The organism is Rhizobium oryziradicis (genome assembly GCF_001939045.1).
Lineage (GTDB): Bacteria > Pseudomonadota > Alphaproteobacteria > Rhizobiales > Rhizobiaceae > Allorhizobium > Allorhizobium oryziradicis.
In genome coordinates, this window is record NZ_MKIM01000021.1 from 114,208 (window position 1) to 128,898 (window position 14,691).

Here is a 14,691-nt window from a genome sequence, read left to right on the forward strand (position 1 = left end):
AACCCTCTCTCGGATGCGCTCGGCTCGACCGGCGCTGTTTTTTTAATAGGATGCAGACACGTAGGCCGTCTTGACCGTTGTGTAGAATTCGGCGGCGTAGCGCCCCTGTTCGCGGGGGCCAAAGCTGCTGGCTTTGCGGCCACCAAAGGGCACGTGATAATCAACACCTGCGGTCGGCAGATTGACCATGACCATGCCCGATTGGCTGTTGCGCCGAAACTCACGCGAATAGCGCAGGCTTTGCGTGCAAATGCCGGATGAAAGGCCAAACTGCGTATCATTGGCGATGCTCAACGCATGATCAAAATCGGAGACCTTGATGACGCTGGCGCAGGGGCCAAAAATTTCTTCCCGGCTCACGCGCATGTCATTGCTGGCACCGATAAACAGTGCGGGGCGTTGGAAATATCCGTTGGTTGGGCCGTCAAGCCGCTCACCACCGATAACGTCACACCCCTCCTCTTTTGCCAAAGCGACATAGCCAAGATTGCCGTTCAACTGGCTCTCAGAAGCAACAGGGCCGATTTGGCTTGTGGCATCCAGAGCTGGCCCGACCTTGAGGTCGCGCATGTGCGCAGACAATTTTTCGACAAAGGCGTCGTGAATTTTTTCATGCACAATCAGGCGAGACGAGGCTGTGCATCTTTGACCGGTCGAGAAAAACGCACCGTTGAGACAAACGGATACAGCCACCTCAAGATCGGCATCCTCCATCACGACCATGGGGTTTTTGCCACCCATTTCGAGCTGAACCTTTTTCATCGTCTCTGCTGCCGTCCGCGCAATGCCGCGACCGGTCGGAACCGAACCCGTAAACGAGATTGCCTGAATATGGGCATCCGAGAGCATCGCCGGGCCAATGCGCGAGCCTGCACCCATGACGAGATTGAACAGGCCCGCCGGGCATCCCGCCTCAACAATGATTTGCGCCAGAAGATGGGCTGTGCCGGGCGTCAGCTCGGCTGGCTTGAACACCACAGCGTTGCCATAGGCCAAAACCGGCGCGATCTTCCAGGCCGGAATGGCGATCGGGAAATTCCACGGCGTAATCAGTCCGACAACGCCAACCGGCTCACGCATGATCTCGACATCGACACCGGGGCGAACAGAGGCAAGCGCCTCCCCTTGCAGCCGCAAGGCTTCGCCAGCAAAAAAGCGAAACACCTGGGCCGCGCGCCGCGTTTCGGCCAGCGCTTCAGAGATAATTTTGCCCTCTTCACGGGCCAGCATGGTGCTGAGCTCACCTTCACGTTTTTCGATCGTCTGTGCGATCTTTTCCAAAAGGTCGGCCCGCACTTGCGGGCCCTTTTTTGCAAAATCCACCTGCGCCTGCGCCGCAGCGACACTTGCGGCACCGACATCGTCTGCCGTGCCGCTGGCATAGAGGCCAATAAGGTCGGAAACATCAGACGGATTGCGGTTTTCTGTTACGCTTGCGCCATCACGCCAAATGCCAGCGATCAGGTTTTGTTGAATGCTCAGCACCCCGGATACTCCACTGTTGCGGCGCATTTCGGCACCTGAATTAACGTTTCTGTTCACGGCGATGGCCATCGCCACGGCACGGCATTTTTTGCCAAGAGCTGCAGCTATTGCGCGGATGTGCCTCCATCAATCGGCACCAGTGCGCCAGTCATGAAGCTGGCGTTGTCCGAGGCCAAAAACACCGCAACCTTGGCAATTTCCTCAACCCGTCCCACACGGCCCATGGGGATTGTGTCCGCAAGCGCTTGCACTTTCGCTGCGCGATCGTCTCCAGGAAAGGCAAGATCCAGCATCGGGGTGTCGGTGTCGCTTGGGCATATTGCATTCACGCGCACTCCGTCGGTGGCGTGATCGAGGGCCATGCAGCGGGTCAATTGCGTGAGCGCCGCCTTTGAGACGCAATAGGCAACCGCACCCCTTGCCCCCATCAATGCCCAGTCCGATGCCACATTGACAATGGAGCCATAGCGCTGCTTGAGCATGGACGGCAAAACCGCACGCGACATTCTGAACGCTGCAGAAACATTGACGTCCAACACCCGGTCCCAATCCTCATCGGAACACTCCAGCGCAGAGCCATTGATCAACAGACCCGCATTGTTCACAAGAATGTCGATACGTCCAAAGCGCGCAAGCGTGGCTGAGCAGATCCGCTCAGGTGCCGCACGATCGCCGAGGTCGGCGGCCACAAACAAGGGTTTCCGGTCTTGGCGGGAAAGCTCGGCCGCGATTGCATTGCCTTTTGCGACATTGCGGCCAACGAGCACAAGATGCGCACCTTCCAACGACAATTCCCTTGCGATCGCAAGCCCGATGCCGGACGTGGCACCCGTCACAATACAAACCTTATTCGCGAGTGACATGGGCAAATCTCCAGATCGTAGAAATAATTTGATCAAATTATTTCTACGATCTGCGATCGCAAAAATCAAGAGCGATAAAAGGCATTTTAAAGAAAAGCATATGAGAAAAGGAGGTGCGTTGCGAAGCAGGCCCAGGGGCGCGGGCGTGCTGTCCTATCGCTGTTGTTGACATGCAAAAGGCGGCTTTCTGATTGAAAGCCGCCTGACCTAGATCGAAAGCAATAGTGACATGCGCGCTTTGGCGAGCATGGGTTCACCTATGCGCGTTTTGCCAAAATGATGTTTTGCTTGCGCGCGTTATGCCGCGGTCCAACCACTGATGGCTTTCACCTCAAGATATTCCTCAATACCCCAGACGCCACCTTCACGGCCAATGCCGGATTGGCCAAAGCCACCGAACGGCGCACCAAACGGAAGGTCGGAACCATTGAGGCGGATCATGCCACTGCGCAACTTGCGTGACACTCTGCGCGCGCGTTCGGAATCGCCGGTCCAGATATAGGCCGCAAGCCCATAGACGCTGTCGTTGGCAATTGTCACCGCCTCAGCCTCGTCATCGAAGGGGATAATGGTCAGAACGGGTCCAAAAATCTCTTCCCGCGCAATCGTCATCTGATTGGTGGCACCTGAAAAGACCGTTGGCTTGACATAGAACCCATCATTCAGACCCTCTGGATTGTCCGGGCCTCCCGCGGCAACCACCGCACCTTCGCTAATGCCTGTACGGATCAGCGATTGAATGCGCTGATGCTGTGCCGCACTGACCACAGGCCCCATCTGGGTATCATCGGCCTCTGGACGCCCAACCTTGACCTGACCGGCAACAGCCGCGGCTGCCGCGACCGCGCGATCGTAAACCGATCGCTCAACCAGCATCCGCGACGGCGCATTGCAAGACTGCCCGCTGTTGCGAAACATATGCTGTGCCGTCTGGGTTGCCGCTGCTTCCACATCCGCATCAGCAAATATGATATTGGCACCCTTGCCGCCCAACTCAAGACCGACGCGCTTGATGGTATCGGCCCCGGTCTTGGTCACGGCAATGCCAGCACGGGTCGATCCGGTCAGCGAAATCACGGCAACGTCCGGGTGTCCGGCAAGCCTTTCACCAACAACGGGCCCTGTACCATGCACCAGATTGAACACACCGGCGGGCACTCCGGCTTCATCTAGAATTTCAGCAAAAACGGCAGCAGAGATCGGCGACAGTTCTGATGGTTTCAACACCATGGTGCAGCCTGCGGCAAGTGCTGCGCCCACCTTCAATGTCACCTGATTCATCGGCCAGTTCCAAGGCGTGATCAGGGCAGCCACCCCTTTTGCCTCCATGACAATATGATTTTCGGTATCCCCTTGAAACAAGGGGCGTTCCCAATGAATTTGATCCATGGCCCGCACGAAATCCTTGAGATGGCCAAGACCCGCGCCAGCTTGAGCCCCGCGGGCAAGCGTCTTAGGCGCGCCCATTTCCAGCATCATGGCATCGGCAATGTCATTGCTCCGACGGGCATAAACCTTAACGACCCGCTCCAGAACAGCGCGGCGTTCGGCAGGCGTGGTCTGGCTCCAGCTTACAAACGCCCGCTTCGCGGCAGACACAGCAAGATCGACATCTGCGGCAGATCCCAATGCCACGCGACCACAGACAGCATCGTTTCCCGGCGAGACAATATCCATTCCATCACTTGAAAGCGGAGCGACCCAGCGCCCATCGATATAGAACTGCTCAGTTGTCATTATGCACCTCGTTAATGCTTCGAAGGTAAGGCGCCAACACGGGCGCGGGTCGCGATGTCAGAAGATTGAAAGGTTATAATATGCGATCTGCGATCGCGCAATAGAAGCACGGTTTAATTTCTGTCGCTTCATGAAGCCCAGTCTCAGGGCCTGACGCATTGGCTGTTTGCGCAAAATAAATGGGCGCACATCACATTTTGCCGACCTCCACCAAAGCAATGCGCGCCCAATCATGGCATCAGGCGTCGACGGTCAGGATCTGGCCAGTGATAAAGCCATCCACGGATCTCTGAAAGGCTTTGCCAACGAGACTGCCGGGTACAGGCTGGAAGCCTGGCATCATCTCGCCATAAACATCCCAGGATTCTTCCAGAACGGTCGGATTAATAACATTAACCCGGATTGCGCGGGGCAATTCATGGGCAACGCATTTCGCAAAGGTTTCGATTGCGCCACTGGTTGTTGCATCGGCGATCGCCATTGGAATGGGCTTGAGCGAGAGTATGCCGGAGATCAGCGTGAACGAACCGCCTTCAGAAATATATCTGGATCCAATTTTGACAATGTTCATTTGCCCCAGCAGCTTACTGTTGATTGTCGTGTGCCATTGCTCATCGGTCATTTCGACAAAGGGAGCGTATTCGCAATAGCCAACGGCATTCACAACCGCATCGAAAGTGCCCACGGCTTTAAACAGGGCGTGGAGCGACGATGGGTCCGTAATGTCAACCTTGTGGTCGCAGCCGTTGCCAGACTGGCTGGCCGTCACGATGCGGTGATGTCCAAGCCCTGTCATGGCAGCCTGGCCCATTTTGCCACTTGCGCCAATTACAATCACGGTTTTCATAGCTGTCTGTCTCCGATTCTTGATGTTATTCGATGTTCGACACCGTCGAAACCGAGGGAATTCTATCAATCCGCATGATTTTGCGGGTCACTCATGGTATGGTTTGATAACCTACAAATAGTAACTTACTATTGGTAAGTTTCTTCGTCAACGCACTAAGAGGGCTTTTACAATGCGAATGACCGCAGAGGCGCGGCGAGATCACCTGCTGGATTGTGCGTGGGACATGATTGCCGCTGATGGCGTTGAGCACATGACACTGGCACGGTTGGCCCAACGGGGCGGCGTTTCGAAGCCGCTTGCCTATGAGCATTTCATCAGCCGCTCGGGTCTGCTGGCAGCCCTGTATCTGCGCTATTGTCAACGATATCTCGACAAAATGCGAACCGAGATCACCCAGGCTGGCAGCCCGCAAGAGGCTGCCGATCTGCTTGCACACTCTTATGTAGGCTGTATTCTTGGGGCAGGGCCTGCTGCGGTCGCATTGGAGGGCGCGTTGTGTGGCTCGGCTGAGACGGAAGCCGTTCGGCGGTCCTGTGACGAGGCCTTTTTGCAGGCCTGTCGTGAGATTTTCGCTCAATTTGGCACGGATGCTCCATCGTTGATCACGCTTGTTGCGTTTTCAGGTGCAGCAAAAGAGCTCACATCGAAAGCTGAATCGGGGGCCTTTGCGGCCGAAGAAATTGTCACATTTCTGAGTGGTCTGTTGTATCCGCGCTAAGAAAAGCGGCATCCGTGATGGAATGCAATCTTTTAAAGTGAAAATAAGTGTGCCATTAGAATCGTCTCATCCCGGTCGCGTTGCGGCTATGATCGACTATTTCGCATCACAGTCAGACGGCTGAGGCCCTTTTTTGATCAGACCAACACTGCGTGTGCTTTATCCGCGCAGCGTTTCGGAATGCAGCCCGCTGTTTTATGCGGTGATCAAGGTATCGAATGAAAAGCGATAAAGTAAGTCCCTCTGTTCTTTCCATGCAGCCGATTGACCACCAATCTGTGCAGGAGAAGGTTTATGAGCGAATTACCGAAGTTTTGATGCGGGGCGGCTTTCAGCCGGGGCAAAAGGTGAGCTCGCGTAAATTGGCAGCAGCACTGGGCACCAGTGATATGCCGGTCAGGGCAGCTTTGGGGCGTCTGGTGGCGGAAGGGGCCGTAACCCAGAATGCCAACGGCACCTTCACCATCCCGCTGATTAGCCGCAAGAAATTTCAGGATGTCATGGAGCTTCGTGCCTTACTGGAGGGGCGTGCGACCACGGCAGCCTGCGGCAGGATGAGCCAGAAAAGCCTGCACGAGTTGAAAACCTTTGGCATGGGTCTGGAAGAGGCGATCGCAAAAAATGATATCGATCTCTATCTGGACTATAATCAAAGGCTCAAATTCTCGATTTACAAGCATTGCAATTCAGACATCCTGTTTCTTCACATTCGATTGCTGTGGCTGTTGGCAGCACCATTCCTCCGGCACCTCAACAAAGATCTCAGCCAGATGACCGATGCGAATTTCCACGATGCAGCAATTGCGGCCTTGATTGACAATCGCGCGGAGGATGCCGGTGCGGAAATCACCCGCGATGTTCAGGCTGGCATGGCGTTTTTGCTGAAGCATGGCAAATTTGCGGAAGATGTCTGAGGCGTCACGCTTTATCTGTTTTGCTTCAAAGAGATATTGATCACACCCTACGATCGGGTGATAGCATCGTGCTGGCATTGCCAAAGCTTTTCCCAATAGCTCCGATAAAATACCTCCAGGTCCAGACCGCTCTCGGACAAGATCGCTCCGGTCATCCTCTGCCCTTGCGCGGTGCCGTCTGAGGTGAAGCCTGCATTCGATCAAAGGGCTTGAAAGGCGTTCAATAAGCGTCTATCAAAGTGCGATCGCAGATCGCGATTTTAATATCCTGCCAAGAGGTAAGCGCACAGTGAGCCCAAAGAATGACAGCATCGCCATTGTTGGCTGCGGATTGATTGGTGAAAGCTGGGCCGCCTTGTTTCTCGCGCATGGCTATAACGTGCGGGCATTTGATCCGAACCAAGAGACCGCAGAAGGCTTTGGGGCGCGGGTCAATCGCCCCCTCGCTCAGTTGCGTGAGCTTGGTGCAACGGGTGCAGGTTGCCTGACGGTGACGGAAACGCTTGCCGAAGCGGTGGCCGGTGTGGTTCTCATTCAGGAAAATGCGCCGGAAAATATTCCCCTCAAGCGCGCAGTGTTGCGCGAAATTGAGGAGAATGCGCCGCAGTCAGCCATCATCGCATCCAGCACATCGGCCCTGACCTGGTCTGATATTTCACCCGATTTGCAATGGCCTCACAGGTTGGTCACAGCGCATCCCTTCAATCCACCCCATCTTGTGCCACTGGTGGAGCTCTATGGCATAGATAATGCTATTGTCGTGCAGGCAGAAGCCATTTATCGCAACCTTGGTCGCCATCCGGTGCGCCTGAAAAAAGATGCGGTGGGCCACATTGCCAACCGTCTGGCGTCTGCACTTTGGCGCGAGGCCGTTCATATTGTTGCAGAAGGCATTGCCGATGTTGAAGCCGTCGATGCAGCCCTGGTGCATGGCCCCGGTCTTCGCTGGTCTGTCGTTGGCGCCCATATGGTGTATCACCTCGGCGGCGGCACTGGCGGCATATCCCACTATCTGCAACATCTGGGGCCAAGTCAGGTTCGTCGCTGGCAATCGCTGGGAAGTCCGGACCTGACGCCCGAAGTCTGCGCTGCGCTCATTGACGGGATTGCCCAGGAGGCGGCAGGCCGCTCGATTGAAGAGCTGGAAGCTGATCGTGATTTTAAGCTGATCAATGCGCTGAAGGCGCGGGAGATCGCCCGTGGTTGAGCCAACACCCCGCATTGCTCTTATTCACGCATTGGAAGAATCGGTCTATCCGGCGCGCAATGCTTTTGCGCACATGTGGCCAGAGGCTTTTTGTTTCGACCTGCTAGACACGTCGCTTGCCATCGACCTTGCCGATCTTGGACATCTGGATCAACCAATGATGCAGAGGTTTCAAACGCTTGCTGATTATGCAACGGCCACGACGGGCAAGGCGGGGCAAACCCAAGCCATCCTCTTTACTTGCTCTGCTTTCGGTCCAGCCATTGATGCCGTGAAGGAAAAACTCCCCATTCCCGTGCTGCGGCCCAATGAAGCCGCCTTTGAAGACGCGCTGGCGATCGGATCAAACATCGGCCTGCTCGTGACCTTTGGCCCATCCAGTGCTGCCCTCGAAGAAGAGTTGCACGCGATGGCAAAGCAGCGGGGAAAAGACATTCGCGTTACCACCATCGTCGCAGACAGTGCGTTGGCAGCATTAAAAGCAGGTGATGGTGACCGCCACGATCAATTGGCGGTCGAGGCCAGCCGGGCCCTCGAACATCTCGATGTGCTCGTTCTGGGGCAATTCTCACTGGCGCGGGCAGCAGATCCTATTCGCGGGGTTATATCAGCCCCTGTTTTGACAACACCAGGAAGCGCTGTGGCAGCCCTCAAGGCTCGTCTTGCGCCTCCATCCTTCTAAAAGGCTATTTACACGATGGACCAAGCGTCGAACTACAACCTTGAAGATATGGACCGCAACAGCCTTTTCCATGCGGTCTCGTCGCTTTCCGATGTCATGAAGAATGGACCAGCAATTTATTCGCAGGCAGAGGGTGTGCATCTTCGCAACCACGCGGGTAAAGACTTTATCGATATGGGTGCCGGGCTGTGGTGTGTCAACGTGGGTTATGGCCGCGACGAGTTGGCGGATGCCGCAGCCCAATCCATGAAGAAACTCAGTTTCCAGCATTTGTTTGGCGGTGCGGCCTCCGTTTCTGCCATTGAACTGGCGGACCGGCTTTTGACCCTCTTCCGAGAAAAAGCAGCAGCGCCGCACATGGCGCGGGTATTTTTCGGCACCTCAGGTTCAGACGCCAATGACACGGCTTATAAGCTGGTGCGCTACTTCAACAATATGCGCGGCCTACCAAAAAAGAAGAAATTCATTGCGCGATTGGGTGCCTACCATGGCCTGACGCATGCCAGCAGCAGCCTCACCGGCATTTCGGCCTATCACAAGGATTTCGATCAGCCGATCGAGGGTGTGCTGCACACGTCCTGCCCTCATTATTTTGGCTTTTCCAACGCCGGTGAGACCGAGGTTGAATTTACCGACCGCATGGTTGCCGACCTTGAAGCGTTGATCGCCAAGGAAGGGCCAGAGACAATTGCCGCTTTCATCGCAGAGCCCGTGATGGGCACCGGCGGCGTGTTTCTTCCACCAGAGGGCTATTTCGAAAAAATCCAGGCCGTTCTTGACCGCCATGATATTTTGCTGATCGCCGATGAGGTCATCACCGGCTTCGGACGCACAGGGCAGTGGTTTGGCACCGGCACCTACAAGCTGCGACCCGATATTGTCTCGCTGGCCAAGGGGCTTACCAGCGCTTACTTCCCCATGTCGGCTTCTATCGTCTCAAACAGGATCTGGTCGGTTCTCGAAGCCGTATCGGAAAAGAATGGCACCTTCATGCATGGCTTTACCTATTCCGGCCATCCGGTGGGTTGCGCCGTTGCCATGGCCAATCTTGATGTGATCGAGCGCGAGGATCTTGTGGGCAACTCTGCCCGCCTTGGGCCGCATCTTCTGGGCGCGCTCAAAAACCGTCTTGCCGGTCATCCTTATGTCGCAGATGTGAGAGGGGTCGGCCTGATGGTTGGGGTCGAGTTTATGGCCGATCGCGCCACACGGAAAAGCTTTCCCGAAGGAAGCGCGCCTCACAAGATTGTAGCACGCCACGCCGCTCAGAAGGGCGTGCTGACACGCGCGCTGCCCTTCGTGCCCGTGAATTCGTTTTCTCCACCGCTGTCTATTACGGCAGCAGACATTGACGAAGCCGCAGATCGCTATGCATCGGCTCTGACGGCTGCAACCCCGGAACTCACAGCACTCTTGGGTTAGAGTTTGTCCGGGAAAATCGGCGCTGTCGCATGTTATATCCGCGGCATAACGAGCGCAGCATCCTCGCTGCAAGGCGCGTCATTTATCGTCCTGTGAAGGTGGCCCGCATTGCGTTGAGGATCAACACCGCTGATGCGGCACCCGGATCGATATGGCCGAGGGAGCGTTCACCCAGGCGCGCTGCGCGCCCGCGCACCGCCACCATTGCGCCGGTGGACTGGGCACCCGCGTCTGCGTCCGTGATAATTCTCTCCCACATCGCATCAAGGTCGAGATCGTGTTGTGCGGCCTGAAGGGCTGCCTCCATGGCCGGTATCCAGGCATCAAGCATGGTCTTGTCGCCACGCTGCCCCTTGCCCCGCTCTTTGATGCCAAGGGTTATGGCCTCAATCAAGGCGATTTGGCCGCGCCGATCGAGGCTTTCCTCCGGCTGCAGGGCACGGGCGGCCTTGCGCAAACCGCTGGCATAGAGCGGCCCCGTGGATGCACCCACGGCATCAAGAAAAGCCGTGGCCGCCGTATCAAGAATTTGCGATGGCAAGGTCAGCTGAACATCAAGCCTTGCAATGGCGCTGTTGACGGCAGAAAAGCCCAGCGCCATCGTGATGCCGTGGTCAGCATCGCCAATCGCGCCATCCAGTTCGGACAAATGATCCTTGTGCTCGCGCATGACCGCGCAGATCAGTTGAAACATCCGGCTAAGATCGTGTGCGGCCTGCGCCATGGGTCATGTCCTCATATCGGCGGCGCGCACCGCCAGTTCGGTTGTCAGGGAATACGCAATGATGCGGTGTCGCATGGGTGGCGGAGCAATTGCGACAATTCCGCATCAAGATGCAGGATTGAAATGGACGCGCCAACCATGTCCAGCGATGTGCAGTAATGGCCGATCCAGTTGACTTCGATTGTGATGTTTTTGGCGCTCAGCCGCTGCTCAACGCGGCGAAACAGGATATAGAGTTCCATCAAAGGCGTTGCGCCAAAGGAGTTGACCAGCACCGCCACAGAGGAACCTGCAGGCGCTTTCATCTCGCTGAAGATCCGGTCCATCACCCGGTCGGTTATTTCATCGGCGCGCATCATGCGGTCACGCATCACGCCGCGCTCGCCGTGAATGCCCATGCCGATTTCAATATCATCCGGTCCGATTTCAAAATTGTGACGCTGTGTTTGCGGCATGGAACAGGGCTCGAGCGCCACCCCGATGGTAAATGTGCGATCATTGGCTTTTCGGGCCAGCGCTTCGCATTGGTCGAGAGAAAGCCCCTGATCGCAGGCGGCACCGGCGATCTTGAAGATGAAGACATTGCCAGCCACGCCACGGCGACCCTCCTTGTCTTCAATCGGAGACGAGGCAATGTCATCGGTCGTCAGGATGCTTCGCACCGGAATGCTTTGCTCCTGAGCCATTTCGGCCGCCATTTCGAAATTCATCACGTCTCCGGCGTAATTGCCGTAGACAAACAATACACCCGCGCCGCCTGATGCCGCTTTGGCGCATTCCAGTATAGGTCCGGGAGGGGGTGCGGAAAACACGTTGCCAATAGCAACAGCATCGGCCAAACCGCGACCAACATAGCCCATAAAGCAAGGCTCATGCCCCGTGCCACCGCCAATCACCAGCCCTACCTTGCCCGGCCGGGGACCATGGCAAGCCACAAGCGCCCGGTTGGATGTCTTGATGGGCGCAAGATAGGCGGCATGGGCTTTGGTTGCCCCCTCCAGCATTTCATCCACCACATCATCGGGGTCGTTGAGGAATTTTTTGACGTGGCTGCGAATGGTGTGTGCAACAGCAGGACTGGTGTCACCGCGGATACGCTGTGATAGTTTCTGGTCTATCTCCGCAACGCCGTCAGCGTTGAGAATACCGCGCCCCGTTGCGGCATCGGTGATCAAGACGCTGATGAAACCACCGCGAAGGGCTGCTAGAATGGCCGGAACCTTATCGAAGCCGCCTGCAACAGCGATGCGACTTGGCATGGCTTTGAGAACATCCAGAGACAAGCCGATGGTGCGCTCATCCAGAGGACCACTGACGGCTTGGCCATAGGAGTCAATGAAGCGGCCCGCCACCACGCCCACCGCGTTTTTGGCCAGATAGGCCTGAATGGAGATATCCTCAAAGAAGCCGCTGGTGTGAATGGTGGAATTGGGCCGCAGGGACGAGATGCCAAACAACGCCTTGTTGGCACGAGACAGCGCCCCGAACTGCTCCTGAATCAGGCTCTCGTTTAAAAAAGCGGATTGCACGGCAGCATTGGCCACAAGGGCTGGGGCCGTCAGGCTGATCAGTCGCGCACCGGTGGCTCTGGCCATGGCGCTGGCGCAAAGTTCGGGTGTGTAGGAAAAGCTGGCTCTTGTGCCGCCGGTTGCCTGAACAATGGTCACATCCTGAAGGCCACTCGCAGGCGTCCGCTCCGCAACCGCCAAGACAGTTCTGCCCCAAGCAACGGCAAGCGTATCGCCCGATTTCAGCAGTCTTCCCATGGCCTGCCCACCGGCGCTGCCCAGCCTGTCAATCAAGGCGCGCGAGCCATCATCGCTTGGCACCACCAGACAATCATGAAGACCAAAATGCCGCTTCAGCTCTTGCGCGATCGCCAGCGAACTGAGACGCGATGGCTCCAGTGCAATATTGACAATGCCACGATTGCGGGCCTCGGCAAGGTAGCTGTTGACCGTGGCGCGCGATATGCCCATGATTTCAGCAATATCATGCTGGGTACGGTTCTCTTCATAATATAACCAGCACGCCCAGACATAGGGATCATCGCCATATCGCAGCGGAATCGGACCCGCAATATCCACGCCCGTGTCTTTGCTTGCGGTTGTTTTTGGTAGCTTGCTCGCCATCAATGCCTGGGGACTCCGGTTTCTGGTGAGATAAAGTAATCATGGTCATAGACAAGAGTCACCCGCTGGTGATGATATCAACATTACAATTCTCACGAGAACTGCGCCGCAGTGACGTGGCGCAGGATAAACAGGTTATCTCAGCCGATCTTTCGCTCCGAAACACAAGGCTTTGAGAAGAATAGCGCAGGAGGTCGCACCGGCATCCAGCACGCCCAGCGAGCGCTCTCCCAAGCGGCTGGCGCGGCCGATTTTGGCCACCAGATTGATGGTGGAATCCCGCCCCTCCTCTGCGGCCACAACCAGCGCATCCAGCGCATCTGCAAAGGATGCGCCGGCCGCAATCGCCCGATCGAAAGCGTCAACGGCTGGCGCAAAGCTGTCAATCAGCGTTTTGTCGCCAACTTTGGCAGAACCAATCGACTGAATACCCTCAAGCCCGGCATGGAGCATCTTGCTAAACAGGGCACTGTCGATATCCTCAACGTCCGCCAGTGTTTCGGCAAACTCCAGAAACATCACCCCGTAGAGGGGCCCCATGGAGCCGCCAATTTCACTCATCAGAATGGTGCCAAGCGTTTCAAAGGATGCGGCAAGCGAGCTGTTTTCGCCCTTCAGCCTGTCTGCCGCCATGGCAAAGCCTTTTGCCATGTTGACACCATGGTCTCCATCACCAATCTTGCCATCGATTTCGCTGAGATAGGCGCGGTTTTCCACAATCCGCTCGGCCATGGACAGGACGATGGCACTTGCGTTGGCATTGTTCAATGTCGGCATTCTTTACGTCCTCTTAGAGCATCGGCTGAAAAGTGGGAACCGGTTTTCAGATAAATCCGATGCGTAAACAAAAACTTAGAGCATCGGTCCGATGCTCTATAGAAGAGTGGTGCACTGGACCTCAATGTCGAGAAGCGCTTTCAGCTCCGCATCAAGGGCCATAACGGTCAGTGTGGCCCCAACCATGTCCAGCGAGGTGAAGTAATTGCCGACATAGGTTTTGTAGATCACCAGCCCGCGGGCTGTTATCTCTGTCTCGATTGTGTCGTTGAGAATGTAAAGCTCGTTGACAGGTGTTGCCCCAAGCCCGGAAACAAGCACCGCAACTTCGCTTCCGGCTGGCAGATTATGGTCCTCCAACACGATGTCGCACATGTCTTTGGCAACGTCGCGTGCGGATTTTAACGGTTCAACCCGCACACCCGGCTCCCCATGGTGACCAATGCCAACTTCCATTGTGCCCGCTTCAATCTGGAAATTCGGATGGCCAACGGCTGGCAAGGTGCAAGGTCCTAGGCCAACGCCAATGGATCGGCATTGATCGATGGCCCGTTGTGCCACGGCCCGCACCTCTTCCAGCGAGGCACCTGTTGCGGCTTTGGCACCGCCGATCTTCCACATAAAAATTTCGCCCGCCACGCCCCGGCGTTTTTCGCGCTCAGTTAAAGGCGCAGAGCACACATCATCATTGGCAACCACGGTTGCCACCTCGATGCCATCCTTTGCGGCCAGTTTGATGGCCATTTTGACGTTCATATTGTCACCGGCATAGTTGCCATAGAGCACGACAACGCCCCGCCCCCCATTGGCCTCGACAATGGCATGATGAAAGCTTTTTGCCGTGGGCGATGAAAACAGCTCTCCAACCGCAACCGCATCCAGCATGTTCTTGCCGACATAGCCCATAAACGCAGGTTCATGGCCGGAACCACCGCCTGTCACCACGCCGACCTTGCCTGCGCGCGGCCCGTGTTTTGCAATAACCACGCGCGGGTTTTCAGCCAGTCGGACATGATCAGAATGGGCTTTAATGAAGCCCTTCACTGTATCTTCGACAACTTCATCGGGATTGTTGACAAAACGTTGCATTGTCTCTCCTGTTTGCTGGTCCATGCAGGCGGCTGATCTGCTCGCTTCCGAGCTGTCAGCCCCAGCCTTTGGTGGTGTCACATCTGTTTTT

At 56.2% G+C, this 14,691-nt stretch carries 13 protein-coding genes; 5 read left to right on the top strand and 8 right to left on the bottom strand.

The window, feature by feature from the left end; translation table 11 throughout:
- Positions 1-42 precede the first annotated feature (42 nt).
- From BJF95_RS03360 to BJF95_RS03375, 4 genes are all read right to left on the bottom strand, one after another.
- The gene (locus BJF95_RS03360; protein WP_075638132.1) at positions 43-1,512 is read right to left on the bottom strand and encodes an aldehyde dehydrogenase family protein; all 1,470 of its coding nucleotides are present in this window, start codon (positions 1,510-1,512) and stop codon (positions 43-45) included.
- 77 nt (positions 1,513-1,589) lie between these two features.
- Positions 1,590-2,348 (bottom strand): SDR family NAD(P)-dependent oxidoreductase, encoded by a 759-nt coding sequence (locus tag BJF95_RS03365; RefSeq protein WP_075638041.1) that lies wholly within the window; start codon positions 2,346-2,348, stop codon positions 1,590-1,592.
- 297 nt (positions 2,349-2,645) lie between these two features.
- Complete coding sequence (locus BJF95_RS03370; RefSeq protein WP_075638042.1) at positions 2,646-4,085, bottom strand: aldehyde dehydrogenase family protein; 1,440 nt, start codon at positions 4,083-4,085, stop codon at positions 2,646-2,648.
- A 238-nt stretch (positions 4,086-4,323) separates the two neighbouring features.
- A complete protein-coding gene (locus BJF95_RS03375; RefSeq protein WP_075638043.1) occupies positions 4,324-4,932 on the bottom strand; it encodes a short chain dehydrogenase in 609 nt (202 codons plus the stop codon).
- Between the two features lie 172 nt (positions 4,933-5,104).
- On the opposite strand from BJF95_RS03375, the gene BJF95_RS03380 reads away from it, so the two are divergent.
- The 5 genes from BJF95_RS03380 (at position 5,105) to BJF95_RS03400 (ending at position 9,878) form a co-directional block, all read left to right on the top strand.
- Complete coding sequence (locus tag BJF95_RS03380) at positions 5,105-5,653, top strand: TetR/AcrR family transcriptional regulator (protein ID WP_075638044.1); 549 nt, start codon at positions 5,105-5,107, stop codon at positions 5,651-5,653.
- A 218-nt stretch (positions 5,654-5,871) separates the two neighbouring features.
- Positions 5,872-6,567 carry a GntR family transcriptional regulator gene (locus tag BJF95_RS03385; protein WP_075638045.1) on the top strand — a complete coding sequence of 232 codons (696 nt, stop codon included), beginning with the start codon at positions 5,872-5,874 and terminating at the stop codon, positions 6,565-6,567.
- Between the two features lie 289 nt (positions 6,568-6,856).
- Positions 6,857-7,774, top strand: a complete 918-nt coding sequence (locus tag BJF95_RS03390; RefSeq protein WP_175577191.1) for a 3-hydroxyacyl-CoA dehydrogenase NAD-binding domain-containing protein — start codon at positions 6,857-6,859, stop codon at positions 7,772-7,774.
- Positions 7,767-8,456 carry an aspartate/glutamate racemase family protein gene (locus tag BJF95_RS03395; protein ID WP_075638047.1) on the top strand — a complete coding sequence of 230 codons (690 nt, stop codon included), beginning with the start codon at positions 7,767-7,769 and terminating at the stop codon, positions 8,454-8,456. The genes BJF95_RS03390 and BJF95_RS03395 overlap by 8 nt, the downstream gene beginning before the upstream one ends.
- 15 nt (positions 8,457-8,471) lie before the next feature.
- A complete protein-coding gene (locus BJF95_RS03400; protein ID WP_210187716.1) occupies positions 8,472-9,878 on the top strand; it encodes an aminotransferase in 1,407 nt (468 codons plus the stop codon).
- Between the two features lie 82 nt (positions 9,879-9,960).
- On the opposite strand, the gene dhaL (BJF95_RS03405) is transcribed toward BJF95_RS03400, so the two are convergent.
- The 4 genes from dhaL (BJF95_RS03405) to BJF95_RS03420 all read right to left on the bottom strand — a co-directional run bounded on the left by dhaL (BJF95_RS03405) (position 9,961) and on the right by BJF95_RS03420 (position 14,600).
- Positions 9,961-10,602 carry a dihydroxyacetone kinase subunit DhaL gene (gene dhaL, locus BJF95_RS03405; RefSeq protein ID WP_075638049.1) on the bottom strand — a complete coding sequence of 214 codons (642 nt, stop codon included), beginning with the start codon at positions 10,600-10,602 and terminating at the stop codon, positions 9,961-9,963.
- 44 nt (positions 10,603-10,646) lie between these two features.
- Positions 10,647-12,734, bottom strand: a complete 2,088-nt coding sequence (locus BJF95_RS03410) for a bifunctional sugar-binding transcriptional regulator/dihydroxyacetone kinase subunit DhaK (protein ID WP_075638050.1) — start codon at positions 12,732-12,734, stop codon at positions 10,647-10,649.
- 135 nt (positions 12,735-12,869) lie between these two features.
- Positions 12,870-13,511, bottom strand: coding sequence for a dihydroxyacetone kinase subunit DhaL (gene dhaL, locus BJF95_RS03415; protein ID WP_075638051.1), 642 nt, complete (start codon positions 13,509-13,511; stop codon positions 12,870-12,872).
- A 96-nt stretch (positions 13,512-13,607) separates the two neighbouring features.
- Positions 13,608-14,600, bottom strand: a complete 993-nt coding sequence (locus tag BJF95_RS03420) for a dihydroxyacetone kinase subunit DhaK (protein WP_075638133.1) — start codon at positions 14,598-14,600, stop codon at positions 13,608-13,610.
- Positions 14,601-14,691: the final 91 nt, after the last annotated feature.